Source organism: Type-E symbiont of Plautia stali (genome assembly GCF_059731115.1).
The window spans coordinates 1,258,629-1,283,154 of record NZ_AP035906.1; the positions used below are offsets into that span (position 1 = coordinate 1,258,629).

General features: G+C 54.5%; 22 protein-coding genes and 3 tRNA genes. 24 read left to right on the plus strand and 1 reads right to left on the minus strand.

Features of this window, described 5'->3' with window-relative positions:
- Positions 1-546 precede the first annotated feature (546 nt).
- The 22 genes from sdhC (at position 547) to AC6I8L_RS05815 (ending at position 20,343) form a co-directional block, all read left to right on the plus strand.
- The gene (gene sdhC / locus AC6I8L_RS05710) at positions 547-978 is read left to right on the plus strand and encodes a succinate dehydrogenase cytochrome b556 subunit (RefSeq protein WP_176505733.1); all 432 of its coding nucleotides are present in this window, start codon (positions 547-549) and stop codon (positions 976-978) included.
- Positions 972-1,319 carry a succinate dehydrogenase membrane anchor subunit gene (gene sdhD, locus AC6I8L_RS05715; protein WP_058962135.1) on the plus strand — a complete coding sequence of 116 codons (348 nt, stop codon included), beginning with the start codon at positions 972-974 and terminating at the stop codon, positions 1,317-1,319. Before sdhC ends, sdhD begins: the two co-directional genes overlap by 7 nt.
- Positions 1,320-3,086 (plus strand): succinate dehydrogenase flavoprotein subunit, encoded by a 1,767-nt coding sequence (gene sdhA / locus AC6I8L_RS05720; RefSeq protein WP_034829148.1) that lies wholly within the window; start codon positions 1,320-1,322, stop codon positions 3,084-3,086. It abuts the gene before it with no gap.
- A gap of 14 nt (positions 3,087-3,100) precedes the next feature.
- Positions 3,101-3,817 (plus strand): succinate dehydrogenase iron-sulfur subunit, encoded by a 717-nt coding sequence (locus AC6I8L_RS05725; RefSeq protein ID WP_034829149.1) that lies wholly within the window; start codon positions 3,101-3,103, stop codon positions 3,815-3,817.
- 209 nt (positions 3,818-4,026) lie between these two features.
- A complete protein-coding gene (gene sucA, locus AC6I8L_RS05730) occupies positions 4,027-6,834 on the plus strand; it encodes a 2-oxoglutarate dehydrogenase E1 component (protein ID WP_160832598.1) in 2,808 nt (935 codons plus the stop codon).
- 15 nt (positions 6,835-6,849) lie between these two features.
- Positions 6,850-8,070 (plus strand): 2-oxoglutarate dehydrogenase complex dihydrolipoyllysine-residue succinyltransferase, encoded by a 1,221-nt coding sequence (gene odhB / locus AC6I8L_RS05735; RefSeq protein WP_034829152.1) that lies wholly within the window; start codon positions 6,850-6,852, stop codon positions 8,068-8,070.
- A gap of 61 nt (positions 8,071-8,131) precedes the next feature.
- On the plus strand, positions 8,132-9,298 hold the full coding sequence (gene sucC, locus AC6I8L_RS05740; protein WP_034829153.1) for an ADP-forming succinate--CoA ligase subunit beta: 1,167 nt from the start codon (positions 8,132-8,134) through the stop codon (positions 9,296-9,298).
- A complete protein-coding gene (gene sucD / locus AC6I8L_RS05745; protein WP_034829155.1) occupies positions 9,298-10,173 on the plus strand; it encodes a succinate--CoA ligase subunit alpha in 876 nt (291 codons plus the stop codon). Before sucC ends, sucD begins: the two co-directional genes overlap by 1 nt.
- Before the next feature lie 701 nt (positions 10,174-10,874).
- Complete coding sequence (gene cydA, locus AC6I8L_RS05750; protein ID WP_058962353.1) at positions 10,875-12,446, plus strand: cytochrome ubiquinol oxidase subunit I; 1,572 nt, start codon at positions 10,875-10,877, stop codon at positions 12,444-12,446.
- An 11-nt stretch (positions 12,447-12,457) separates the two neighbouring features.
- Positions 12,458-13,597, plus strand: a complete 1,140-nt coding sequence (gene cydB, locus AC6I8L_RS05755; protein WP_058962354.1) for a cytochrome d ubiquinol oxidase subunit II — start codon at positions 12,458-12,460, stop codon at positions 13,595-13,597.
- A gap of 15 nt (positions 13,598-13,612) precedes the next feature.
- Positions 13,613-13,726, plus strand: a complete 114-nt coding sequence (cydX, locus tag AC6I8L_RS05760; protein ID WP_058962355.1) for a cytochrome bd-I oxidase subunit CydX — start codon at positions 13,613-13,615, stop codon at positions 13,724-13,726.
- Positions 13,726-14,019, plus strand: coding sequence for a cyd operon protein YbgE (ybgE, locus tag AC6I8L_RS05765; RefSeq protein WP_045833524.1), 294 nt, complete (start codon positions 13,726-13,728; stop codon positions 14,017-14,019). The genes cydX and ybgE overlap by 1 nt, the downstream gene beginning before the upstream one ends.
- A gap of 177 nt (positions 14,020-14,196) precedes the next feature.
- Positions 14,197-14,619 (plus strand): tol-pal system-associated acyl-CoA thioesterase, encoded by a 423-nt coding sequence (gene ybgC / locus AC6I8L_RS05770; protein ID WP_202404442.1) that lies wholly within the window; start codon positions 14,197-14,199, stop codon positions 14,617-14,619.
- Positions 14,616-15,302 carry a Tol-Pal system protein TolQ gene (tolQ, locus tag AC6I8L_RS05775; protein ID WP_034829162.1) on the plus strand — a complete coding sequence of 229 codons (687 nt, stop codon included), beginning with the start codon at positions 14,616-14,618 and terminating at the stop codon, positions 15,300-15,302. The genes ybgC and tolQ overlap by 4 nt, the downstream gene beginning before the upstream one ends.
- Before the next feature lie 13 nt (positions 15,303-15,315).
- Positions 15,316-15,744: a colicin uptake protein TolR gene (tolR, locus tag AC6I8L_RS05780; protein ID WP_034829164.1), complete on the plus strand. Its 429-nt coding sequence runs from the start codon at positions 15,316-15,318 to the stop codon at positions 15,742-15,744.
- Between the two features lie 25 nt (positions 15,745-15,769).
- Entirely contained in the window at positions 15,770-17,056 is a 1,287-nt protein-coding gene (gene tolA, locus AC6I8L_RS05785; RefSeq protein WP_034829166.1) for a cell envelope integrity protein TolA, read from the plus strand.
- A 115-nt stretch (positions 17,057-17,171) separates the two neighbouring features.
- On the plus strand, positions 17,172-18,467 hold the full coding sequence (tolB, locus tag AC6I8L_RS05790) for a Tol-Pal system beta propeller repeat protein TolB (RefSeq protein WP_479398125.1): 1,296 nt from the start codon (positions 17,172-17,174) through the stop codon (positions 18,465-18,467).
- Positions 18,468-18,531: 64 nt separating this feature from the next.
- Positions 18,532-19,047 (plus strand): peptidoglycan-associated lipoprotein Pal, encoded by a 516-nt coding sequence (gene pal / locus AC6I8L_RS05795; RefSeq protein WP_034829168.1) that lies wholly within the window; start codon positions 18,532-18,534, stop codon positions 19,045-19,047.
- 9 nt (positions 19,048-19,056) lie between these two features.
- Positions 19,057-19,866 carry a cell division protein CpoB gene (cpoB, locus tag AC6I8L_RS05800; protein ID WP_058962357.1) on the plus strand — a complete coding sequence of 270 codons (810 nt, stop codon included), beginning with the start codon at positions 19,057-19,059 and terminating at the stop codon, positions 19,864-19,866.
- Positions 19,867-20,031: 165 nt separating this feature from the next.
- A tRNA-Lys gene (locus AC6I8L_RS05805) sits at positions 20,032-20,107 on the plus strand.
- Between the two features lie 52 nt (positions 20,108-20,159).
- Positions 20,160-20,235, plus strand: a tRNA-Lys gene (locus AC6I8L_RS05810).
- 32 nt (positions 20,236-20,267) lie between these two features.
- A tRNA-Lys gene (locus AC6I8L_RS05815) sits at positions 20,268-20,343 on the plus strand.
- Between the two features lie 636 nt (positions 20,344-20,979).
- Here the strand turns inward: AC6I8L_RS05815 and AC6I8L_RS05820 are convergent.
- A complete protein-coding gene (locus AC6I8L_RS05820; RefSeq protein ID WP_058962365.1) occupies positions 20,980-22,461 on the minus strand; it encodes an AlkA N-terminal domain-containing protein in 1,482 nt (493 codons plus the stop codon).
- Positions 22,462-22,813: 352 nt separating this feature from the next.
- On the opposite strand from AC6I8L_RS05820, the gene AC6I8L_RS05825 reads away from it, so the two are divergent.
- Both AC6I8L_RS05825 and nadA read left to right on the plus strand, forming a co-directional pair.
- Positions 22,814-23,311 (plus strand): methylated-DNA--[protein]-cysteine S-methyltransferase, encoded by a 498-nt coding sequence (locus tag AC6I8L_RS05825; RefSeq protein WP_058962366.1) that lies wholly within the window; start codon positions 22,814-22,816, stop codon positions 23,309-23,311.
- Between the two features lie 135 nt (positions 23,312-23,446).
- On the plus strand, positions 23,447-24,508 hold the full coding sequence (nadA, locus tag AC6I8L_RS05830; protein ID WP_058962367.1) for a quinolinate synthase NadA: 1,062 nt from the start codon (positions 23,447-23,449) through the stop codon (positions 24,506-24,508).
- Positions 24,509-24,526: the final 18 nt, after the last annotated feature.

A 24,526-nucleotide genomic window follows, 5' to 3' on the forward strand; every position in this document is an offset into this window, starting at 1 on the left:
AGAATAGCCTTCATGTTGTGTAAAACCACAATCTTCACAGTATCACTCTGCGGTAACGTTTGTCGTGCAGGGTTACAGGGAGATGTATTAGGGCCAGTCGGTGGCGTTCGGGCATGACATGCTGAACAGCGCGGATGTTAAAGATCCTGTCACGACATAACTTCTTGGTAACCAATAACCTGATGCTTTGTGTTGCTCGTAAAGGCAATGTTACATAACTTGAGCTTAGGGGAAAGTGTATCCCCATAACTTTTGTGCATCATAGGGCTTTAATGCGTTTGTTTGTAACTGAAATGTTGATCTTTTGTCAAATCAGATAATTAAAAATGTATGAATTGTGAAATTCGTGAGTCGGATCACTGTTCAGCCTAAATGTGACCAAAGAGATTGTAGGGGAATTGTAATCAGAATGTGATCCTCCTATACTGCCGCCAGGTCTCCGGAATATCCTGACACCAGGAGCCACCCAGCGTTTTTTTCGCTTCACTTAACACTGGATGTTGCTTTTTTGGTGGCGGTTGCAGTCTGAACACGCGCTGTGCTCTGATGCGACTCAGGTCCGGAGGAAGCAAAATAAAAAAGAGCTGTGTGGGCAAAACCGTGAAAAAACAAAGACCTGTTAACTTGGATCTCTCGACGATCCGGTTTCCCGTTACTGCAATATCGTCCATTCTCCACCGCGTCTCCGGCGTGATCACCTTTGTCGCTCTCGGAATACTGCTCTGGTTACTGGGTCTCTCTCTCTCTTCTCCTGAAGGCTTCCAGCAAGCGGCTTCCATCATGGACAGCTTCTTCGCCAAATTCATCATGTGGGGCATCCTGACTGCGCTGGCGTACCACGTCGTGGGCGGTATTCGTCACATGCTGGCTGATTTTGGCTTTATGGAAGAAACCCTGCAGGTGGGAACCCGTTCCGCGCAGGCGGCTTTTGGTATCACTGTCGTGCTCTCAATTTTGGCTGGAGTCCTCGTATGGTAAGCAATGCTTCTGCATTAGGACGCAACGGTATTCATGACTGGCTGTTACTGCGTGCTGCTGCAATCTTAATGACGCTCTACATCATCTACCTCCTTGGTTTTGTGGTGATGACCGGCACCCTGACCTATGACGCCTGGCACGGCTTCTTCGCCTCTGCCTTCACGAAAGTGTTTACGATACTGACGCTGTTCTCGATTCTGGTCCACGGCTGGATTGGTATGTGGCAGGTCCTGACCGACTACGTTAAACCAGTAGCAACCCGCTTGCTGCTGCAGTTTGTGATTGTGGTCGCGCTGTTGTCGTATGCCGTTTATGGAATCGTTGTTGTGTGGGGTGTGTAAATGAGTTTGCCAGTCAGAGAATTTGATGCCGTGGTGATCGGCGCGGGTGGCGCGGGAATGCGCGCGGCTCTGCAAATCTCCCAATCGGGCCAGACTTGTGCCCTGTTATCCAAAGTTTTCCCAACCCGTTCTCATACCGTATCGGCGCAGGGCGGTATTACCGTTGCGCTGGGTAACACCCATGAAGATAACTGGGAATGGCATATGTACGATACCGTCAAAGGCTCCGACTATATCGGTGACCAGGACGCGATCGAGTATATGTGTCACGTCGGTCCGGAAGCGATTCTGGAACTGGAACACATGGGGCTGCCTTTCTCCCGTCTTGATGACGGCCGCGTATACCAGCGTCCGTTTGGTGGTCAGTCGAAGAACTTCGGCGGTGAGCAGGCGGCGCGTACCGCTGCGGCAGCCGACCGTACTGGCCACGCACTGCTGCATACCCTGTATCAGCAGAACCTGAAAAACAAAACCACCATCTTCTCCGAATGGTATGCGCTGGATCTGGTGAAAAATGAAGACGGTGCGATTGTCGGCTGTACCGCTATCTGCATGGAAACCGGTGAAACCGTTTACTTCAAAGCGAAAGCGACCATTCTGGCAACGGGCGGTGCAGGCCGTATTTACCAGTCCACCACTAACGCGCACATCAACACCGGTGACGGCGTAGGTATGGCGCTGCGTGCCGGTGTGCCGGTGCAGGATATGGAAATGTGGCAGTTCCACCCAACCGGTATCGCCGGTGCGGGTGTACTGGTCACTGAAGGTTGCCGTGGTGAAGGTGGATACCTGCTGAACAAACACGGCGAACGCTTCATGGAGCGTTATGCGCCAAACGCCAAAGACCTGGCAGGTCGTGACGTGGTCGCACGCTCCATGATGGTGGAAATTCGTGAAGGCCGTGGTTGTGACGGTCCATGGGGCCCGCACATCAAGCTGAAACTCGATCATCTGGGCGCAGAAGTTTTGGAATCGCGTCTGCCGGGTATCCTTGAGCTGTCGCGTACCTTTGCGCACGTCGATCCGATTAAAGAGCCGATTCCGGTTATTCCAACCTGCCACTACATGATGGGCGGCGTGCCGACCAAAGTGACCGGTCAGGCGCTGCGCGTGAATGAGCAGGGTGAAGACGAAGTGATTCCGGGCCTGTTCGCGGTAGGCGAAATTGCTTGTGTATCAGTACACGGCGCTAACCGTCTCGGCGGTAACTCGTTGCTCGACCTGGTGGTATTTGGCCGCGCGGCGGGTGTGCACCTGCTGGAGTGTCTGGAAGAGCAGGGTGAACTGCGCGAAGCCACGCAGGAAAACATTGATGCCGCCATGGCGCGCTTCAACCGCTGGGAAAACAACACCACGGGTGAAGATCCGGTTGAAATCCGTAAAGCGTTGCAGCGTTGCATGCAGAACAACTTCTCGGTCTTCCGCGAAGGTGATGCGATGCGTGAAGGTCTGGAAGAGCTGAAAGTGATTCGTGAACGTCTGAAGTCAGCGCGTCTTGATGACCGTTCGCCAGATTTCAACACCCAGCGTATCGAGTGCCTTGAGCTGGATAACCTGATGGAAACCGCGTACGCCACGGCGGTCGCCGCAAACTTCCGTACCGAAAGCCGTGGCGCACACAGCCGCTTCGACTACCCGGAACGTGATGATGCTAACTGGCTGTGTCACAGCCTCTATGTTCCGCAAACGGAAAGCATGACGCGCCGTGAGGTGAACATGCAACCGAAACTGCGTGCGGCCTTCCCGCCGAAAGCGCGTACCTACTAATTGCGGAGATCATCATGAGACTCGAATTTTCTATCTATCGTTACAACCCGGAAGTCGATGACAAGCCGCGTATGCAGGAATACACGCTGGAGTCAGAAGACGGTCGTGACATGATGTTGCTGGACGCGTTGATTCGTCTGAAAGAGAAGGACCCAACGCTGGCCTTCCGTCGCTCATGCCGTGAGGGTGTTTGCGGTTCTGACGGCCTCAACATGAACGGTAAAAACGGTCTGGCCTGCATCACGCCAGTCTCCGCACTGGGTAATGGCACGAAGAAAATTGTTATCCGTCCACTGCCTGGTTTGCCGGTGATCCGCGACCTCGTCGTTGATATGGGACAATTCTATACGCAGTATGAGAAGATTAAGCCTTTCCTGTTGAATAATGGGGAAAATCCGCCAGCACGCGAGCATCTGCAGACCCCGGCAGACCGTGAGCACCTGGATGGATTGTACGAGTGTATTCTGTGCGCTTGCTGCTCGACCTCGTGCCCATCGTTCTGGTGGAACCCGGACAAGTTCATCGGTCCGGCAGGTTTGTTAGCCGCTTACCGTTTCCTGATCGACAGCCGCGATACCGAAACCGATGCGCGTCTGGACAATCTGAACGATGCTTTCAGTGTATTCCGCTGTCACAGCATCATGAACTGTGTGAGCGTGTGCCCGAAAGGACTAAACCCGACGCGCGCTATCGGCCATATTAAGTCGATGCTGCTGCAACGCGGGGCGTAACACACTGAAGTCACTGTCCGGGAACTTAAGGTTCCCGGCAGTTTACGGAAGCCTTTATAAGCGCGGTACTGACCACGCTTATAAAGGTTCCCTTACGGGCCAGGCGCCGGTTGCGCACAGGTTCGTATCGCTGAACTCACTACGGCAAGCCGCGAAAGCGGCAACAAATGAAACCTCATAAAAAGCAGATTAATGCTTAAGGGATCACAATGCAGAACAGCGCGATGAAACCCTGGCTGGACTCCTCCTGGCTGGCCGGCGCGAACCAATCCTACATAGAGCAACTCTATGAGGATTTCCTGACCGATCCTGACTCAGTTGATGAAATGTGGCGCGAGCTGTTCCAACAGCTGCCCGGCACTGGCGTGAAACCTGAGCAGTTTCACTCCACCACGCGTGATTACTTCCGCCGCCTGGCAAAAGATGCGACCCGCTACACATCCTCAGTCACCGATCCGGCTACTAATTCCAAACAGGTTAAAGTGCTGCAGCTGATCAATGCGTTCCGCTTCCGCGGCCATCAGCACGCTAACCTCGATCCGCTCGGCCTGTGGAAACAAGATCGGGTTGCGGATCTTGACCCTTCTTATCACGATCTCACCGACGCCGATTTTCAGGAAAGCTTTAACGTAGGTTCCTTTGCCATTGGTAAAGAGACCATGAAGCTGGCTGATCTGTTCGCGGCGCTGCAGCAGACCTATTGTGGCTCGATTGGTGCAGAGTACATGCACATCAACAACACCGATGAGAAACGCTGGATTCAGCAGCGTCTGGAATCGGTGGTCGGCCATGCGTCATTCAGCAGCGACGAGAAAAAAGGTTTCCTGAAAGAGCTGACCGCGGCTGAAGGTCTGGAAAAATACCTCGGCGCGAAATTTCCAGGTGCAAAACGCTTCTCACTGGAAGGCGGTGATGCACTGGTGCCGATGCTGCGCGAAATGATCCGCCATGCAGGCAAAAGCGGCACGCGTGAAGTGGTACTGGGGATGGCACACCGTGGTCGTCTCAACGTCCTGATCAACGTACTGGGTAAAAAGCCACAGGATCTGTTTGACGAATTCTCCGGCAAACACAAAGAGCACCTTGGCACTGGCGACGTGAAGTACCACATGGGCTTCTCGTCTGACGTTGAAACCGAAGGTGGTTTAGTGCACCTGGCGCTGGCGTTTAACCCGTCACACCTCGAAATCGTAAGCCCAGTGGTCATGGGTTCGGTGCGTGCACGTCTGGATCGTCTGGCTGAGCCAAGCAGCAACAAAGTTCTGCCGATCACCATCCACGGTGATGCGGCGGTGATCGGCCAGGGCGTGGTGCAGGAAACCCTGAACATGTCTGCGGCGCGCGGTTACGAAGTGGGCGGTACCGTTCGCATCGTGATTAACAACCAGGTCGGTTTCACCACCTCGAACCCGAAAGATGCGCGTTCAACGCCTTACTGCACCGACATCGGCAAGATGGTGCTGGCGCCAATCTTCCACGTGAATGCGGACGATCCAGAAGCGGTGGCCTTCGTGACTCGCCTGGCGCTGGATTATCGCAACACCTTTAAACGCGACGTGTTTATCGATCTGGTGTGCTACCGCCGTCACGGCCATAACGAAGCGGATGAGCCAAGTGCAACCCAGCCGCTGATGTACCAGAAAATCAAGAAACACCCAACGCCACGTAAGATCTACGCCGATCAGCTGGAAAGCGAAGGTGTGGCGACGTTAGAAGATGCGACCGAACTGGTCAATCTCTACCGTGATGCGTTGGATGAAGGCGAATGCGTGGTGCCAGAATGGCGTCCGATGAGCCTGCACTCCTTCACTTGGTCGCCGTACCTGAACCACGAGTGGGATGAAAACTATCCTGCCACGGTTGAGTACAAACGCCTGCAAGAGCTGGCGCGCCGCATCAGCAGTGTACCGGAAGCCGTCGAAGTGCAGTCGCGCGTGGCGAAGATTTACAACGACCGTAAAGAGATGGCGGAAGGCAACAAGCCATTTGACTGGGGCGGCGCGGAAAACCTGGCGTACGCCACGCTGGTAGATGAAGGCATTCCTGTTCGTCTGTCGGGTGAAGACTCCGGCCGTGGCACCTTCTTCCACCGTCATGCGGTGATCCACAACCAAACCAACGGCTCAACCTATACCCCGCTGCACCATGTCCATAACGGCCAGGGTCAGTTCAAGGTCTGGGATTCCGTGCTGTCAGAAGAAGCGGTACTGGCCTTTGAATACGGCTATGCCACCGCAGAACCGCGCGTGCTGACCATTTGGGAAGCGCAGTTCGGCGACTTCGCCAACGGTGCTCAGGTGGTGATCGACCAGTTCATCAGCTCCGGCGAGCAGAAGTGGGGCCGTATGTGTGGCCTGGTGATGCTGCTGCCACACGGTTATGAAGGCCAGGGTCCAGAGCACTCCTCTGCGCGTCTGGAGCGCTATCTGCAACTCTGTGCTGAACAGAACATGCAGGTATGCGTGCCGTCAACGCCAGCACAGGTTTACCACATGCTGCGTCGTCAAGCGCTGCGCGGTATGCGCCGTCCGCTGATTGTGATGTCACCGAAATCGCTGCTGCGCCATCCACTGGCGGTCTCCAGCCTGGAAGAGCTGGCCAATGGTAGCTTCCAACCGGCGATTGGCGAGATTGACGATCTGGATCCGAAGCAAGTGAAACGCGTGGTGATGTGTTCCGGTAAGGTTTATTACGATCTGCTGGAACAGCGTCGCAAGAATGAGCAGACCGATGTCGCCATCGTGCGTATCGAACAGCTCTATCCGTTCCCGCACAAAGTGGTGCAGGACGTATTGAAAAATTATGCACATGTGCAGGATTTCGTCTGGTGTCAGGAAGAGCCACTGAATCAGGGCGCATGGTATTGCAGTCAGCATCATTTCCGCGAAGTGGTTCCCTTCGGTGCGTCACTGCGTTACGCAGGTCGTCCGGCTTCTGCTTCACCAGCCGTGGGCTACATGTCCGTACATCAACAACAGCAGCAAGACCTGGTTAACGACGCGCTGAACCTTGGTTAATTAAAAGGAAAGAAAATGAGTAGCGTAGAAATTCTGGTTCCCGATTTGCCTGAATCCGTAGCGGACGCAACGGTTGCAACCTGGCACAAAAAACCCGGCGATGCGGTCAGTCGCGATGAAGTACTGGTTGAGATTGAAACGGACAAAGTTGTGCTTGAAGTGCCTGCTTCAGCAGACGGTGTACTGGAAGCGATTCTGGAAGACGAAGGCGCTACGGTGCTCTCGCGCCAGCTGTTAGGCCGCCTGGTGGAAGGCAACAGCGGTGGTAAAGAGACCTCTGCGAAAGTAGAAACGAAAGAAGCGACACCAGAACAGCGTAAAACCGCGTCTCTGGAAGAAGAGAGCAACGATGCGCTGAGCCCAGCGGTTCGTCGCCTGATCGCTGAAAACAACCTCGACGCGAGCCAGATTAAAGGCACCGGTGTCGGCGGTCGTCTGACGCGTGAAGATGTTGAGAAGCATGTCGCGAAGAAAGCTGACGGCGCGAAAGCGGCGCCTGCAGCAGCGGCCGCGGCACCACAGGCTGCTGTGGCTAACCGCAGCGAAAAACGCGTACCAATGACGCGTCTGCGTAAGCGTGTGGCTGAGCGTCTGCTGGAAGCGAAAAACAGCACCGCGATGCTGACCACCTTCAACGAAATCAACATGAAGCCGATCATGGATCTGCGTAAGCAGTACGGCGACGCGTTTGAGAAACGTCACGGTGTGCGTCTGGGCTTCATGTCCTTCTACATCAAAGCGGTGGTTGAAGCCCTGAAACGCTATCCAGAAGTGAACGCTTCTATCGATGGCGAAGATGTGGTTTACCACAACTACTTCGACGTCAGCATCGCGGTGTCTACGCCGCGCGGCCTGGTAACCCCAGTGCTGAAAGATGTTGATGCGCTGAGCATGGCTGACATCGAGAAGAAAATTAAAGAACTGGCGGTGAAAGGCCGTGACGGTAAGCTGACGGTTGACGAGCTGACCGGCGGTAACTTCACCATCACCAACGGCGGTGTGTTCGGTTCTCTGATGTCTACCCCGATCATCAACCCACCGCAGAGCGCGATTCTGGGCATGCACGCGATCAAAGAGCGCCCGATGGCGGTCAATGGTCAGGTTGTGATCCTGCCAATGATGTATCTGGCACTCTCTTATGACCACCGTCTGATCGATGGCCGTGAATCCGTGGGCTATCTGGTCGCGGTGAAAGAGATGCTGGAAGATCCGGCACGTCTGCTGCTGGACGTCTAATTTTCGCCGGGCGCATCGCACAACGGTGCGCCCAAACTCATATCTGAATGGATAGAACATCATGAACTTACATGAATACCAGGCGAAGCAGTTGTTTGCTCGCTATGGCATGCCAGCTCCAACTGGTTACGCCTGCGCTACGCCACGTGAAGCAGAAGAAGCCGCCTCTAAAATTGGCGCAGGTCCGTGGGTAGTAAAATGTCAGGTACATGCCGGTGGCCGCGGTAAAGCGGGTGGCGTGAAAGTGGTGAACAGCAAGGAAGATATCCGTGCATTTGCTGAGCATTGGTTGGGCAAGCGTCTGGTGACCTACCAAACTGATGCTGATGGCCAGCCGGTAAACCAGATTCTGGTTGAAGCCGCGACTGACATCGACCAGGAACTGTATCTGGGTGCGGTAGTTGACCGTGCTACCCGTCGCGTGATCTTCATGGCTTCCACCGAAGGCGGCGTGGAAATCGAGAAAGTGGCGGAAGAAACCCCGCACCTGATCCACAAAATGGCATTGGATCCGCTGGCCGGACCTCAGCCATACCAGGGTCGTGAGTTGGCGTTCAAACTGGGCCTGTCCGGTAAGCAAGTTAGCCAGTTCACCAAAATCTTCATGGGTCTGGCGACCATGTTCCTGGAACGCGACCTGGCGATGGTTGAGATCAACCCGCTGGTGATCACCAAGCAGGGCGACCTGATCTGCCTCGATGGCAAACTGGGCGCCGACGGTAACGCATTGTTCCGTCAGCCTGAGCTGCGTGAAATGCGCGATCCAAGCCAGGAAGATCCACGTGAAGCACACGCAACACAGTGGGAACTGAACTACGTTGCGCTGGATGGCAACATCGGCTGTATGGTGAACGGTGCCGGTCTGGCAATGGGTACCATGGACATCGTGAAACACCACGGTGGCCAGCCAGCTAACTTCCTTGATGTCGGCGGCGGCGCGACCAAAGAGCGCGTAACCGAAGCCTTCAAAATCATCCTGTCTGACGATGCCGTTAAAGCGGTATTCGTTAACATCTTCGGCGGCATCGTGCGTTGCGACCTGATCGCAGACGGCATCATCGGTGCAGTTGCAGAAGTGGGTGTGAACGTGCCAGTAGTGGTACGTCTGGAAGGTAACAACGCCGAGCTGGGCGCGAAGAAACTGGCCGACAGCGGTCTGAACATCATTGCAGCAACCAGCCTGACAGACGCTGCGCAGCGTGTTGTTGCTGCCGCGGAGGGTAAATAATGTCCATTCTTATCGACAAAAACACCAAAGTCATTTGCCAGGGTTTCACCGGTGGCCAGGGGACTTTCCACTCTGAGCAGGCTTTGGCCTATGGTACGCAGCTGGTTGGCGGTGTCACGCCAGGCAAAGGCGGCACCACGCATCTGGGTCTGCCAGTGTTTAACACCGTGCGTGAGGCGGTAGAAGCCACAGGCGCGACCGCGACCGTGATCTACGTTCCAGCTCCGTTCTGCAAAGACGGTATCCTGGAAGCCATCGACGCAGGCATCAAACTGATCATCACCATCACCGAAGGCATCCCAACGCTGGATATGCTGACCGTGAAAGTGAAGCTGGATGAAGCTGGCGTGCGCATGATCGGCCCGAACTGCCCAGGCGTGATCACCCCAGGCGAATGTAAGATCGGTATCATGCCGGGCCACATTCACCAGCCAGGCCGTGTCGGTATCGTATCCCGTTCAGGTACCCTGACTTATGAAGCCGTTAAGCAGACCACTGACATTGGTTACGGCCAGTCAACCTGCGTCGGTATCGGTGGTGACCCGATCCCAGGTTCAAACTTCATCGATATCCTGAAAATGTTCCAGGATGACCCACAGACCGAAGTGATCGTCATGATCGGTGAGATCGGTGGTAGCGCTGAAGAAGAAGCCGCAGCCTTCATTAAAGAGCACGTGACCAAGCCGGTTGTCGGCTACATCGCGGGTGTAACTGCACCGAAAGGCAAACGTATGGGCCACGCAGGCGCCATCATTGCTGGTGGTAAAGGCACCGCTGACGAGAAATTCGCCGCGCTGGAAGCGGCCGGTGTGAAAACCGTACGCAGCCTGGCTGACATTGGCGACGCCGTTAAAGCAGTTCTGCCAATCAAATAAGTCATCACTGTGGATGCGCATGAAGCCACCTTCGGGTGGCTTTTTTATGCCTGAAAGGGAGGGGAAGCCAGTGGCAACAGCGCCCTGTGCAGAGTCACACAAAAAGCAGGGAAAAACCGTAACGGAGATAAAATCTGCGGCTATGCTTACTGAGTTGGTAAGGTAAAGATAGGAAAATGTGCGTGATCTCACAGGGGAAATTAAACCTGAGTATCCGGTATTAACGTTAAAAAAATACGGGAGAAGTAATTATTTCCTTAATTGCATCACGCGTTCATGACAACTAATTAACAACAACGCTAACACTACATATCTGAAAAAATATTGTCTTAATCCAGATCAATAAAGGGTGAGATATAACAAACTTTACTGCTGGCATCACGCACGACAAACGGTATAAATTGCGCTGCATCAATTCAGTCTTTTCCGCGAATTTTCAGGAGTTTGAGCCAGGCGTTGTTAGCGCAATTCTGCCGCCTTCTTGCATCACACTCCTGCTCGAAACAGATTGAAGCGATCGGTTTTTCGGGAAATTTTCAACACTGTTACTCACTCATTTCGGGCTACAGATTTCTCTGTTCTGTCAGTAATAAAACTGGAATCAATAATCAGTCGTTCCTGGATCTTATTCTGCACGTCAATGTTCGTTGTTTACCGTTGTCAGCCGCAGAGTAAATTCATGCGAGGAGCAAGGAGTCATCATGTTAGATATTGTCGAGCTGTCGCGTTTACAGTTTGCCCTGACGGCGATGTACCATTTCCTGTTCGTCCCCTTAACGCTGGGTATGGCGTTTTTGTTGGCGATCATGGAAACCGTATATGTCCTGACGGGTAAGCAAATTTATAAAGACATGACCAAGTTCTGGGGCAAGTTGTTCGGTATCAACTTTGCGCTGGGTGTCGCAACCGGTCTCACCATGGAGTTTCAGTTCGGGACCAACTGGTCATATTACTCCCACTACGTCGGCGATATCTTTGGTGCGCCGCTCGCCATTGAAGGCTTGATGGCGTTCTTCCTTGAATCCACCTTTGTTGGTCTGTTCTTCTTCGGTTGGGATCGCCTTGGCAAAGTCCAGCACCTGGCGGTCACCTGGCTGGTGGCGCTCGGTTCTAACATGTCTGCGCTGTGGATTCTGGTGGCGAACGGTTGGATGCAAAACCCGATCGCATCCGAATTTAATTTCGAAACCATGCGCATGGAGATGGTGAGCTTCTCCGAGTTGGTGCTCAACCCGGTTGCGCAGGTGAAATTTGTCCACACCGTGGCGGCAGGTTACACCGCTGGCGCGATGTTTGTGCTGGGTATCAGTGCCTGGTATCTGCTGAAAGGCCGCGATGTGGCTTTCGCTAAGCGCTCATTCGGTATCGCGGCCAGCTTCGGCATGGCGGCGATTCTGTCCGTTATCGTGCTGGGTGATGAATCCGGTTATGAAATGGGTGACGTACAGAAAACCAAACTCGCAGCGATTGAAGCCGAGTGGGAAACGCAGCCTGCACCTGCGGCCTTCACGCTGTTTGGTATTCCCGATCAGGATTCGCAGGAGAACAAGTACGCGATTCAAATCCCGTATTTGCTCGGGCTGATCGCGACGCGATCGGTGGATACACCGGTCACCGGTCTGAAAGATCTGCTGTCGCAGCATGAAGTGCGTATCCGCAACGGCATGAAAGCCTACGCGTTGCTGAATGAACTGCGCGCGGGCAGCAAAGATCCTGCGGTGCGTAGCCAGTTCGAAGCCAGCAAACAGGATCTCGGTTATGGCTTGCTGCTGAAGCGCTATACCCCGGATGTGGCGAATGCGACTGAAGCGCAGATTCAGAAAGCGACACAGGATTCGATTCCACGTGTGGCTCCGCTCTATTTCGCCTTCCGCATCATGGTGCTGTGTGGCGTGTTGCTGCTGGGCATTATCGCACTGTCATTCCTGAGTGTGATTCGCAACCGCATTGGTAAGAGCCGCTGGCTGCTCAAGGCGGCGCTGTACGGTATTCCGCTGCCATGGATTGCCATCGAATCAGGCTGGTTTGTCGCTGAGTATGGTCGTCAGCCGTGGGCGATTGGTGAAGTGCTGCCGACCGCCGTGGCGAACTCCTCACTGACCGTTGGCGATCTGCTGTTCTCAATGATTTTGATCTGCGGTCTCTACACCCTTTTCCTGGTGGCGGAAATGTACCTGATGTTCAAGTTCGCCCGTCTGGGACCCAGCAGCCTGAAGACTGGCCGCTACCATCATGAGACCGTGAAAGCGGCTGCTCAGCCCGTTCGTGGATAAGGAGAGCAACCATGTTTGATTATGAAGTATTGCGCTTTGTCTGGTGGTTGCTGATTGGCGTGCTGCTAATTGGCTTTGCGGTTACCGACGGGTTTGATATGGGGGTCGGTATGCTGACGCGCATCCTTGGCCGTACCGATACCGAACGACGTATCATGATTAACAGCATCGCCCCGCACTGGGACGGCAACCAGGTATGGCTGATCACTGCGGGTGGCGCGCTGTTTGCCGCCTGGCCAATGGTTTACGCCGCCGCGTTTTCCGGCTTCTATGTGGCGATGATTTTGGTGCTGGCTTCGCTGTTCTTCCGCCCGGTGGGTTTTGACTACCGTTCGAAGATTGAGGACATGCGCTGGCGCAACACCTGGGACTGGGGCATTTTCATCGGCAGCTTTGTACCACCACTGGTGATTGGCGTGGCCTTCGGCAACTTGCTGCAGGGCGTACCTTTCCATGCGGATGAGTATCTGCGTCTGTTCTACACCGGTAACTTCTTCCAGTTACTCAATCCGTTTGGCTTGCTGGCGGGCGTGATCAGCGTCGCGATGATCCTGACGCAAGGCGCGACCTATCTGCAGATGCGTACCAACGGCGATCTGCACCTGCGTGCGCGCGGCACCGCGCAAATCAGTGCGCTGGTGATGATGGTGTGCTTCGTATTAGCCGGTGTGTGGGTGAAATACGGAATAGATGGCTATGTGGTGAAAAGCGTCATCGATCATCACGCTGCATCCAACCCGCTGGGCAAAGAAGTGGTGCGTGAAGCCGGTGCGTGGATGGTGAACTTCGAGCAGACGCCAATCTTGTGGCTGTTCCCGCTGCTTGGCGTAGTGCTGCCGCTGCTGACCGTGCTCTGTTCGCGCATGGAGAAGGGCGCCTGGGCGTTTGTCTTTTCTTCATTGACGCTGGCATGCGTCATCATGACTGCAGGCATCGCGATGTTCCCGTTCATTATGCCTTCCAGCACCGTGCCGGGCACTAGCCTGACCATGTGGGATGCCACCTCAAGCCTGCTGACGCTGAAAGTGATGACCTTCGCCGCCATCATCTTTGTCCCGATTATCCTCGCCTATACCGCGTGGTGTTATTACAAGATGTTTGGCCGTATCACCAAAGAACACATTGAGAGCAATACGCACTCCCTGTACTGATTAAGGAGATTGAGCATGTGGTATTTTGCCTGGATTCTTGGCACTTTGCTGGCCTGTGCGTTTGGCGTGATCACGGCGCTGGCGATTGAGCAAGCAGAAGAGAGTGGCGCAAAGGATAAACAACACTGATGCGCACACTGATTCAGACGCTGTATCGTCTGATGGACAAGGGCCCGTTACGGGCCCTTTCGCTGATACTGGCGCTGTGGCTGGCGGGCTGTGTTATCTGGCAACCGTCACGCTTTGCCGCCCGCACGAGCGACTTAGCCATCTGGCATGGATTATTGATGATTTGGGCGGTGTGCACCGGCGTGATTCATGGTACGGGCTTCCGTCCATTGCAAACGCGTTGGCGAGCCGTGTTTTCACCGTTGCCTGCGATGATCGTACTCATTCTGGGAATCTATTGGTTCTATCATTGAGTCCCCGAGGCTGTTTTTATCCGCTTTATTCGGGCGCTGACGTGAGTTTATGTCAGCGCCTGGTCAAGAAATATCCTGAAATTCCTTCCAGTTGTTAACGTGTGATAATTATTTTCTCCTGGCTCTGGCGGACCATTCCCAAGCCGATCTCACTTGCGTATAGTAGCAACGTTTAAAATGAGACCGGGATGTAGAGTGAGTACAACGCTGTTTCGCTGGCCGGTTCGGGTCTATTACGAAGACACCGACGCCGGTGGTGTGGTTTACCACGCCAGTTATCTTGCTTTCTATGAACGAGCACGTACCGAGATGTTGCGCCAGCACCATTTCAATCAACAAGCCCTGTTAGAAGAACAGGTGGCGTTTGTGGTACGACGCATGACGATAGACTTTGTTGCCGCAGCACGTCTTGACGATCTTCTGGATATCCAGAGTGAAGTGACCGCCATGACTCGCGCCACCATGACGTTCTCGCAGCGTATCGTGAATGCAGAAGGCAAAGTGCTGAATGAAGCAGAAGTCCTGATTGCCTGCATCAACCCACATCTAATGAAGCCGATTGCGCTTCCCAAGTCTATTGTCGCGGAGTTCAAGCAGTGACTGACATGAATGTTCTTGATTTGTTCCTGAAGGCGAGCCTTCTGGTCAAACTTATCATGTTGATTTTGATCGGCTTTTCTATTGCCTCATGGGCGATCATTATTCAGCGCACGCGCATCCTGAATGCGGCGGGTCGCGAAGCCGAAGCCTTTGAAGATAAGTTCTGGTCAGGCATCGAGTTATCGCGCCTGTATCAGGAAAGCCAGGGACGCCGCGATGAGCTGGGCGGATCTGAGCAAATTTTCTATTCGGGCTTCAAAGAGTTTGCCCGTTTGCACCGTGCTAACAACCACGCGCCAGAAGCGGTGGTCGAGGGCGCCAGCCGTGCGATGCGCATCTCAATGAACCGTGAGCTGGAAGCGCTGGAAAACCACATTCCTTTCCTTGGCACCGTTGGTTCCATCAGCCCGTATATCGGTCTGTTCGGTACGGTGTGGGGGATCATGCACGCCTTTATCGCGCTTGGCGCGGTGAAACAGGCGACGTTGCAGATGGTTGCGCCGGGTATTGCCGAAGCGCTGATCGCCACTGCCATCGGTTTGTTCGCGGCCATTCCTGCCGTTATGGCGTATAACCGTCTGAACCAGCGCGTCAACAAGCTGGAGCAGGGCTACGACAACTTTATGGAAGAGTTCACGGCTATCCTGCATCGTCAGGCTTTCTCCACCGACAACACGAAGTAAGTCGAGGTTAACGATGGCCAGAACCCGTGGTCGCGGGCGCCGCGACCTTAAGTCGGAAATCAACATAGTTCCACTGCTGGACGTACTGTTGGTGTTGCTGCTCATCTTCATGGCAACTGCGCCGATTATTACGCAAAGCGTGGAAGTGGATCTGCCTGATGCGACCGACTCGAAAACGGTCTCAACGGATGATAATCCCCCGGTCATTGTTGAAGTGGCTGGCGTCGGGCAATACAGCCTGGTGGTGGATCACGATCGTATGACGCAGCTGCCGCCGGAACAGGTGGTGAGCGAAGCACAGCGTCGCATTGAAGCCAATCCGAAGACGGTGTTCCTGATTGGTGGAGCGAAAGACGTGCCTTACGACGAAATCATCAAGGCGTTGAACCTGTTACATCAGGCAGGCGTGAAATCTGTCGGTTTGATGACACAGCCGATTTAAAGCGAACCGTTTTTGGGATCCGAGAGTGTCGAAGGTAACCGAGCAGAACGACAAGTTAAAACGCGCGATAATCATTTCGGTGATTCTGCACATCGTGCTGATCGCCCTGCTGATCTGGAGCTCGTTTAACGAAAAGATCGAATCCAGCGGCGGTGGCGGCGGCAGTGACATTGATGCCGTGATGGTCGATTCCGGCGCGGTGGTTGAACAGTACAACCGCCAGCAGAATCAGCAACGCGACAGCCAACGTGCCGAGCAGCAGCGCCAGAAACAATCACAGCAGCAGGCTGAAGAGTTACAGCAGAAGCAAGCCGCTGAGCAGCAGCGCTTGAAAGAGATGGAAAAAGAGCGTTTGCAGGCGCAGCAGGAAGCCAAAGAGCAGGCCAAACAGCAAGCTGAGCAGCAGAAAGCCGCTGAAGCAGCTGCGAAGCAGGCGCAGGATCAGCAGAAGGCAGCTGAAGCGGCCGCCGCAAAAGCTAAGGCCGACGCCAAAGCTGAAGCGGATGCGCAAGCTAAAGCGGCGGCAGATGCCAAAGCCAAAGCGGTAGAAGAGGCGAAGCAGGCTGCAGCGGACGCGAAGAAGAAAGCGGACGAACAGGCCAAAGCAGCGGCTGCTGAAGCGGCGAAAGAGAAAGCGGTAGAGCAAGCCAAAGCCGCCGCCGAAGCGAAAGCGCAAGCTGCCGCCGAGGCCAAAGCGCAGGCTGCTGCGGACGCTAAAGCGAAAGCGGCTCAGGAAGCGAAAGAAGCGAAAGAGCAGGCTGCCGCAGAAGCAAAAGAGAAAGCCGCTGAGGCAGCGAAAGAGAAAGCGGCTGCCGACGCGAAAGCTAAAGCGGATGCTGCCGCGAAAGCGAAAGCTGATGCAGCAGCCAAAGCGAAAGCAGCCGCAGATGCTAAAAAGAAAGCCGCTTCTGAAGCTGCCAAGAATGAAAGTGACGTTGATGACCTGTTAGGTGGTCTCTCGTCCGGTAAGAATGCACCGAAAAGTGGCACGGCTTCTGGCGGTGCGGCAGGGCAGGGGAATCAGAAGAAAGCGGGTGCATCAGGCGCTGAGATTAACTCTTATATGGGCCAGGTCGTTGGTGCGATTCAAAGTCGCTTCTACGATGCGGATACCTTTAAGGGTAAAGAGTGTAATCTGCGTATCAAATTGGCACCTGACGGTTTGCTGATTGATGTCAAAGCAGAAGGTGGCGACCCGGCATTGTGCCAGGCTGCAATCACCGCCGCGAAGCAGGCTCGAATTCCTAAGCCGCCATCGCAAGCGGTGTATGAAGTGTTTAAAAACGCCCCAATGCGTTTCAAACCGGAATAATGCAGTAACTCACGGCAGGTTGAACTAAGGTTAGCTTGCCGTAATTTATGAACACTCGTGTTTTTCAGGAACTGTGCGAATTATCGTGGACTCAGGTTCAGATAAGGGAGAAAAGATGAAGCAGGCACTTCGTGTAACCTTAGGTTTTTTTGTACTGCTGTGGGCAGCCATGCTGCACGCAGAAGTGCGCATTGAAATTACGCAGGGCGTGAACACCGCACGTCCAATTGGTGTGGTGCCGTTCAAATGGGCTGGCCCAGGCGCGGCGCCAGAAGACATTGGCGGCATCGTCGCGGCTGACTTGCGCAATAGCGGTAAATTCAACCCGCTGGATCGTTCACGTCTGCCACAGCAGCCGACCAGCGCGCAGGAAGTGCAACCTGCTGCCTGGAGCGCATTGGGTATTGATGCGGTTGTCGTGGGCCAGGTCACGCCAAACCCGGACGGTAGCTACCAGATCGCTTACCAGCTGGTGGACACTGGCGGTGCACCTGGCACGGTGCTGGCGCAGAACTCTTACAAAGTCACTAAGCAATGGCTGCGTTATGCAGGCCACACCGCCAGTGATGAAGTGTTTGAGAAGCTGACCGGTATCAAAGGCGCATTCCGTACGCGTATCGCGTATGTGGTGCAAACCAACGGCGGCCAGTTCCCGTATGAATTGCGCGTATCTGATTACGATGGCTACAACCAGTTTACCGTGCACCGTTCACCAGAACCGTTGATGTCACCGGCCTGGTCTCCAGACGGCAGCAAAGTAGCCTACGTGACCTTTGAAAGCGGTAAATCGGCGTTGGTAGTACAAACGCTGTCAAACGGTGCCATCCGTCAGGTGGCCTCTTACCCGCGCCACAACGGTGCGCCGGCCTTCTCGCCGGATGGTACAAAACTGGCGTTCGCGCTGTCTAAAACTGGCAGCCTGAACTTGTACGTGATGGATCTGGCCTCAGGTCAGACGCGTCAGGTGACCGACGGTCGCTACAACAGCACCGAACCGACCTGGTTCCCGGATAGCCAGACACTGGCCTATACCTCGGATCAGGCAGGTGCGCCTCAGATTTATAAAGTGGGTATCAACGGCGGTGCGCCACAACGTATTACCTGGGAAGGTTCTCAGAACCAGGATGCGGATGTGTCAACTGACGGCAAAACCATGGTGATGATCAGCAGCGCCGGTGGCGCTCAGCATGTCGCCAAACAGGATCTGGTAACGGGAGCCGTTCAAACAATAACGGACACGTTCCTGGATGAGACGCCAAGTCTGGCGCCTAACGGCACGATGGTAATCTATAGCTCTACTCAGGGGATGGGTTCCGTGTTGCAGTTGGTTTCAACAGATGGGCGTTTCAAAGCGCGTCTTCCGGCAACTGATGGACAGGTCAAATTCCCTGCCTGGTCGCCGTATCTGTAATGCATGAGTCCCCTGCATAGCGGGGGATGACAATGTATAGCAAACAAAATAATAGGATAAAGAAATGCAACTGAACAAAGTGCTGAAGGGTTTGATGCTGGCTCTGCCGGTAATCGCGGTAGCTGCATGTAGCTCGCACAAAAACAACAACAACGACCAGACTGGTATGGGCGCAGACAACGGCGCTTACGGTGCTGGCCAGAACGGTAACATGTCTTCTGATGAGCAAGCGCGTCTGCAGATGCAGCAGCTGCAGCAGAACAACATCGTTTACTTCGGTCTGGACAAGTATGACGTGGCTTCTGACTATGCTCAGATGCTGGATCAGCACGCAGCATTCCTGCGCGGCAACCCGTCTTACAAAGTCACCATCGAAGGTCACGCGGATGAGCGCGGTACCCCTGAGTACAACATCGCCCTGGGCGAACGTCGTGCTAGCGCAGTGAAAATGTACCTGCAGGGTAAAGGCGTTTCTGCTGACCAGATGTCTATCGTTTCTTACGGTAAAGAAAAACCAGCTGTACTGGGTCATGACGAAGCGGCTTACGCTAAAAACCGTCGTGCCGTACTGGTTTACTAAGAGCATGACATGATGAGTAACTTCAGACTTCATCTATTGAGTCTGTCGTTACTGGTTGGCGTAGCGGCCCCCTGGGCCGCTAATGCCCAGGCGTCAATCAGTAGCGTTGGCTCAGGCTCGGTCGAAGACCGTGTCACCAATCTTGAACGTATCTCCAATGCCCAGGCTCAGCTTCTGCAGCAGTTGCAGCAGCAGATGAGTGACAACCAAAGCGATATCGATTCGCTGCGCGGCCAAATCCAGCAGAACAGCTATCAACTTAATCAGGTGATTGAGCGCCAAAAGCAGCTCTATCAGCAGATCGATACGTTGAGCAGTGGTAATGCGGGCGCACAGGCGAGCGGTGGCGGTGATGCCGCAGCGGCGGGCGCAGGTGCAGCAGCGGGAAACGCTGATGCAGGTGGTAGCAATGCCAGTGGAAGTTCCGCTGCCCCTGCACAAACCGGCGATGCGAATACCGATTACAATGCGGCAGTTGCGCTGATTCTTGAGAAGAAACAGTTCGATCAGGCCATCACGGCCCTGCAGGCGTGGGTGAAGAAATATCCTGACTCCACCTACCAGCCCAATGCCAATTACTGGCTCGGTCAGTTGTATTACAACAAGGGCAAGAAAGATGATGCCGCTTATTATTTTGCCACTGTGGTAAAGAATTACGCGAAATCGCCGAAAGCCCCGGAAGCGCTGTTTAAGGTTGGCGTGATCATGCAAGAGAAGAACGATACGGCGAAAGCCAAAGCGGTCTATCAACAAGTGATCAAACAATTCCCGACCAGCGAATCTGCCAAGCTGGCGCAAAAGCGTCTGGCTGGGATGTAATTTGTGCAGCAGAGACCGGATTTCGTATGATTTCTGGTCTTGCAGCATGAAAGGTAAGCAATTGAGTGATTTGGTGATAAATAAGGGTTGCGCCCTCCCGCTAAATCAGTAATATATGCCGCCGTTGCCCGGGCAGTTTAACAAAGCGTCCGGCAGCCTGAAGATGGGTCGTTAGCTCAGTTGGTAGAGCAGTTGACTTTTAATCAATTGGTCGCAGGTTCGAATCCTGCACGACCCACCATCTTAACCTGCTGAATGTTAGATGTTTTCTTCAGAAGCTTTACAACCTTGATGGGTCGTTAGCTCAGTTGGTAGAGCAGTTGACTTTTAATCAATTGGTCGCAGGTTCGAATCCTGCACGACCCACCATCAAGTTTAAAGTTGTAAGCCGCTCCTCGAGCGGGTCGTTAGCTCAGTTGGTAGAGCAGTTGACTTTTAATCAATTGGTCGCAGGTTCGAATCCTGCACGACCCACCACTATGTAGAAAGGCGCCCTAAAGGCGCCTTTTTGCTTTTCTGCGTTTCTCAAAGAAGTTAGCTGGGATTGCTGTGAGCCCGTGCGTCAGCCCGTCAAGGCGGGACGGATCGCGAAGGAATCTCACATCCCTGTGGATCGGCCTCGCCATCCATGGCTCGGACGCTTCGCTCTTCCGCTCCCGCCTTGACTGGCTTTTGTGACTTGGTTGCTGCTTTGTAAAAGCGCGTACCTGTTTGGATGAGACTGTGTGCTCATTAATATCTAATTGTTTGGTGGGATTGCTGTGGGTCTGTGCATCAGCCCGTCAAGGCGGGACGTATCGCGAAGGAATCTCACATCCCTGTGGATCGGCCTCGCCATCCATGGCTCGGACGCTTCGCTCTTCCGCTCCCGCCTTGCCGGACTTGTGTGGCTTTGGAATGCTTTTAAAAAACCGCAGAGATGTGCCATGAAGGCGGCAATAAGGGGCGGTGAAGTAAAGCTTGTGGCGCAGGGATGCGCCACCAAAGCCTACAGGGATGTATTCACGGCGTCTTTACGCAACCGCCCCTTATTGCCGACTGGAACGCTCTGTCGTTGTTTACTAGCAGCTAGAATGCACGACAGATGACCCCATTCCCAAAACGTACGCACAGTCATGCCTTTTTCTTTCTGTCAGCCGATTTATCAGGCGTCAAACTCTTCCAGATATGCAGCACCGCATAGCTGCGCCATGGGCGCCAGACCTGTGATAACTGCTCTGCCACTTTGGCACTCACCCCACCGAGGTTATTACGAATCGCAATATCCTCCTTAGGGAACGCATCCGGCCAGCGCAGGGCGCGCATGGCAATATAACTCGCCGTCCATGGCCCTACGCCTTTCAATGCCAGCAGCTGCTGCTGAACCACGTCAGGATTCACCGCGCCATTAAAGCGCAGCGCACCGGAGGCACACGCCTGTGCCAGCGCCTGAATCGCCTGAGAGCGAGCGCTCACAATACCGAGGCTGGCAATATCATCAATGGTTGCGGTAGCGAGCGATTCCGCAGTCGGTGGCAGGCGAGAAAGTTCCGGCCATGGCGTAACGAGAGGCTCGCCGAAACGCTGCGCCACACGACTGCTCAAGGTGGTCGCAGCCTTAACCGTCACCTGCTGGCCAAGAATTGCGCGCACCCCCAACTCAAAGCCGTCAAACGCCCCAGGAACGCGCAATCCCGGATAACGTGTCAGACTGTCAGCTAATAGCGGATCCTGGCTTAGCTGCTCGCTGATGCGCTGTGGTTGGGCATCGAGATCAAATAGGTCGCGCAGGCGACGCAGCAGGGCAGGCAAAACCGGGGTTAAGGTAGTAGTGAACTGCACCTTGAGTGCCTGCTTCTCCGGCAAATGGCTGACGCGTACCCAGCCCCGACAGTTCCCCAGCGCCACGGTGCGGTGATAAGCACCATCATTGACCCACTCTGCCTCTTTCATCACACGCTGCTGAAGAAAATCCAGAATGGCATCCCAGTCGTAAGGTGGGCGATAACTCAAACGCAGCTCAGCGCTCTCCTGCACCGTGGTCATGCTCTCTGGTTGACTCTGTTTGCGCAGGCGCGAAGGCGTCATACGGTAACGTGCCTGAAATACATCATTAAAGCGGCGCAAACTGCGAAAGCCGCTGGCGTAGGCGATTTCGGTAACGGGTAATGAAGTCTCCGTCAGGAGTTGCTTCGCCAGCAGCATGCGACGAGTTTGGCGCAACTCCAGTGGTGACACGCCCAACTCCTGCTGGATCACGCGGCGAAGCTGGCGCTCACTCAGGTCAAACTCGCCGGCGATGTCGACCAGTGTCTCTTGCTCTTCCAGCAGGCCCTCTTCGATGCGACGAATCAACCGGTCGGCGATGCGATGATGACTATCGACCGGTGCGAAGCCCGGCGCTAACTCAGGACGGCAGCGCAGGCAGGGCCTGAAAAGCGCTTTTTCGGCGGCTTCAGCGCTGCCAAAAAACAGGCAGTTCTTCTGCATCGGCGCTTTCACCGGGCAAATGGGCCGACAGTAAATGCCGGTTGAGGTCACGCCGACAAAGAACACGCCGTCGAAACGACTGTCGCGCGAGGTCAGCGCCTGGTATGCAATCTCGGGATCAAACATCATCGTCTCCAGCAAATAAACCGCATATACCTTCCAGAATTCAAAGCTCAGAAGCGTTGGTTGCGCTCGTTCCCCTGAATCACTGACTCAAGTCAGCTCATAGAGAAGATGAACCTCCTAAAGAAGGTTCCCCCTTCGGGCCAGCACAAGCGCTGTGCAAATCGACTGATCGGTTTGTCACTCGTTTGCCGCCTTCCTGCGCCTTGCACTATTTGGGGTATCGTCGCGCAAGTGGCTGAGCAAAACTCGCTGCTTTCGGACAGCTAACCAGTTTATGCTCATGACCGAAAACAGCCAGTTTATCGCGGCGGAAGTGCGATAATGACACACTGATTTATGCCGGAGGTGTCTTATGTATCATGCCAAAATCATCCCAACGCCGGTTGGTGAACTGACGTTGATCGCGACCGATAACGGGTTGTCAGCGATTCTGTGGGAAAACGAAGGCTCGCAACGCGTGCCACTGAAGCCCATCAGCCGCAACGATCAGCATCCCATTCTGTGTGAGGCCGAGCGTCAGCTGCGTGAATACTTCGCCGGAGAGCGTCAGCAATTCGACATCCCTTACGACACGGTTGGCACTGAATTCCAGAAAAAAGTCTGGCAAGCGCTGCTGACGATTCCGTTTGGTGAAACCCGCAGCTATCAGCAAATCGCGGAACAGATTGGCAACCCAAAAGCCATGCGCGCGGTGGGGGCGGCCAACGGTAAAAATCCTCTATCGATCATGGCGCCCTGCCATCGGGTGATTGGCAGCAACGGTAAGCTCACTGGCTTCGCAGGCGGTCTGGCGGTCAAAGCGTTCTTGCTGGAACTGGAAAACCCGCAGAAATCGTTAGGTGGCTTGTAAACCGCATAAAAAAGAGACGACACTCTCGCGCAATTCCGCTATCGTGTTTAGCATATAAAACACGATGGCGGTTTTGATGCCGCATCATCGCTGTAACAGGCGATTTTGTTAAATTGAGAAAACGAGAGCCGTGTCATGAGTCTGATGTTCGATCCTGAAAGCGCGATTTATCCCTTTCCGCCGAAACCGGCGCGTCTCAGCCAGGATGAAAAATCCCACTACATCTCTGAAATCAAACGCTTATTAAAAGAGCGTGATGCGGTGCTGGTCGCGCATTACTACACCGATCCTGAAATTCAGGCGCTGGCGGAAGAGACCGGCGGCTGCGTCTCGGACTCACTGGAAATGGCGCGCTTCGGCAGCACCCATCCGGCAAAAACGCTGCTGGTGGCGGGCGTGCGTTTTATGGGTGAAACCGCCAAAATTCTCAGCCCGGAAAAAACCGTGTTGATGCCGACGCTGCATGCAGAGTGTTCACTCGATCTTGGCTGCCCGATTGAGGAGTTCAATCGCTTCTGTGACGAACATCCGGACCGTACCGTGGTGGTGTACGCCAACACCTCAGCCGCGGTGAAAGCGCGCGCAGATTGGGTTGTCACCTCCAGTATTGCGGTGGAGCTGATTGAACATCTCGACAGCCTCGGTGAGAAAATTATCTGGGCACCGGATCGCCATCTCGGCCGTTACGTCACCCAACAGACCAAAGCAGACGTGCTGTGCTGGCAGGGCGCGTGCATCGTGCATGACGAGTTCAAAACTCAGGCCCTGCAGCGCATGAAAACGCTCTATCCTGATGCGGCGATCCTCGTGCATCCGGAATCCCCGCAGGCGATCGTCGATCTGGCGGATGCCGTGGGCTCCACCAGCCAGCTGATTCAGGCGGCGAAAACCCTGCCGCATCCGCAAATGATCGTCGCCACCGATCGCGGCATCTTCTATAAAATGCAACAGGCGGTGCCGGACAAAGAACTGCTGGAAGCGCCGACGGCAGGTGAGGGCGCGACCTGTCGCAGCTGCGCGCACTGTCCGTGGATGGCGATGAATGGCCTGAAAGCCATTGCCGAAGGGCTGGAGCACGGCGGCAGCGAGCATGAAATCCATGTCGATGATGCGCTGCGCGAAGCCGCATTGATACCGCTTAACCGCATGCTAGACTTTGCAGCACAACTCAAACTCAAGGTGAAAGGGAACGCGTAAGGCGGCTTTCACACAGGT